Source organism: Pseudomonas sp. P5_B2 (genome assembly GCF_056400445.1).
In genome coordinates this window covers 1-1,968 of record NZ_JBFULH010000699.1, presented here as the reverse complement: position 1 = coordinate 1,968, position 1,968 = coordinate 1, and the positions used below count along the sequence as shown (strand labels likewise).

General features: G+C 56.4%; 1 protein-coding gene. It reads left to right on the top strand.

Going from position 1 to position 1,968, the window contains the following annotated elements; all coding sequences use genetic code 11:
* Window positions 1–7: 7 nt before the first annotated feature.
* Window positions 8–1,968 (top strand): dermonecrotic toxin domain-containing protein (locus AC1DRJ_RS25760; protein WP_477804640.1); only part of this gene is annotated, 1,961 nt, incomplete at its 3' end.

Below are 1,968 nucleotides of genomic sequence, written 5' to 3'. Positions count from 1 at the left end.
GCTGACGATGTACACGATCGAGCGCGGCTACGAGTCATTCCGCTCGATGGCACAACTGGGGGAATCACTTCCGACACGACTGGGCGATCAATTGCAAGGACGCGCCATGAAATGGAGGCTTTATGAGCCACAGGGAAATATTTTCGATCACATGGCCTGGGCGCTGGTGTCGTCACAACTCGACGCCATAGATTCGTTGAGATTTCTTGAGGCTCCGCTTGATGATGACGTGGAACCAGAAACCGGGCTCGATACCCTTGAGCACGCGCGCCTCAATCAGCTCGTGGCGGCGATCCCCGAATGGCTGCGCAATGCCTCGACCCGTGACATACAAGACTACAGTCGCTACGTCACCGGGCTGGGCAATCTCTATCGCCAGCCCGGACACAAGGCCGCCAGAGACGAAATACCGTCCATCGGCAACCACGCGCAACGACTGATGCGCGAARCAATCATTGCGGATCCAGTGGCGGTCGGTGCCGTAAACCTGCCACTGGACGAGCTTCAAATCAAACTCACCAACAGCTTTACCGTCGATAACCTCACGCTTCCCAATCCCCTTGACCACCGCATTGAAACACTCGCCGAGTTCGCCCTGGAGAACCAGGCGCCCTACCTCGCAACGCTGTCCTTCAAACATGGCCAGTCGGTTCCGGATTGGCTCTCCCCCGCCTTCCTCACCGCCGTCTCGGCGCGCGTCGATATCGGTGAGGCCTACCCAAAACTGATCAAGAGCCAGCTGATTGATAGCCCTGCACAGTCCCGAAGACAAGAAAGCTTCTACCGCGAACAGCTGCGTCTACTGTTGCCGCTGACGGCACTGGAAGCCAAGGTCAAACAGGAAAACGGCATCGATGAGCAAGGCTATCGATACCTTTGCGATCTGTTCGATCCCGTGGCCGAGACGTCGCAGGCCATCGCGATTTACCCGCTGTCGATGACGCCCCGGCATCGACTGATCAGCTCCAGCGATACGGTTTCAAACATGTTCATCATCAGCCCTCGCAATGCCGAAAACGGCGCGTGCCTGCTCTATCGTCCGATGTTCGATAAACCATTGTTGCAATTTCCGTCGCCACAGAACCTGCTGTACGCGCTACACCAACCCGGTGAACTTCGGGACTCGGTGCTGGCCTGGCTGTCCGACATGACACTGAGCTTTGAGTACGCCCAGTACGTTTTTCCGATCGGACTGCCTTCCCCTTGGCTCGTGGCAGAGCAATTGGTCAGCCCTTTGCAGCATAGCGACCGGTTCGGTCGCGTCGTTCTCAACAGTAACAAGATCACCGGCAACATCATGTCGACCCTGTTCAAGAGCAACGCCAAGGCGTTGGTCGAGCTTGCGGACCGCCAGTCCCAATCCAATGCGGAACGACGCTGGACCTTGCTCAAAGACAGTAGTTGGGCGTTGTTCAACGTCACCACAAATTTCCTCAGTGGCACGGTTGGAACCGCAGTCTGGCTTTGGCAGACCATCAACGAAATACAGCAGTCAATCGATGCCCATGAGAAAGGTGACACCCTTATCGAATGGACATCGGTGGGTGATATTTTATTGACCGTGGGCATCATTCTCAGTCATCACCTGGTGATGCGGCGCAGGGCGTTGTCAAGCAGGCCACGCAAGCCGCAAGCTGCGCAAGAGCCGATTCTTGGGCGATTACCCGCTGTTGTTGCGCTGAATCCAACCCCGATCACCTCTGAACTTCCACTTGCGCATTACAGTGCCCTCGAGATCGCCGGATCCGTTCCGAGACGAACACCTGCGATGCTGGGGATCTACCTCGACACCCTCAAGGTGGATGGGCCGGACCTCACTCATCGTGACCTGACAATCATCAATGAAGCCTCGACTCACCTTTATCAGCTCAACGAAAAAACCTATGCGAAGGTGGCCAACCGCTGGTTCAACGTCAAGGTAGACGCCGAGGGCCTTGTACACATTGTTCATCTGGATGACCCCGCCAC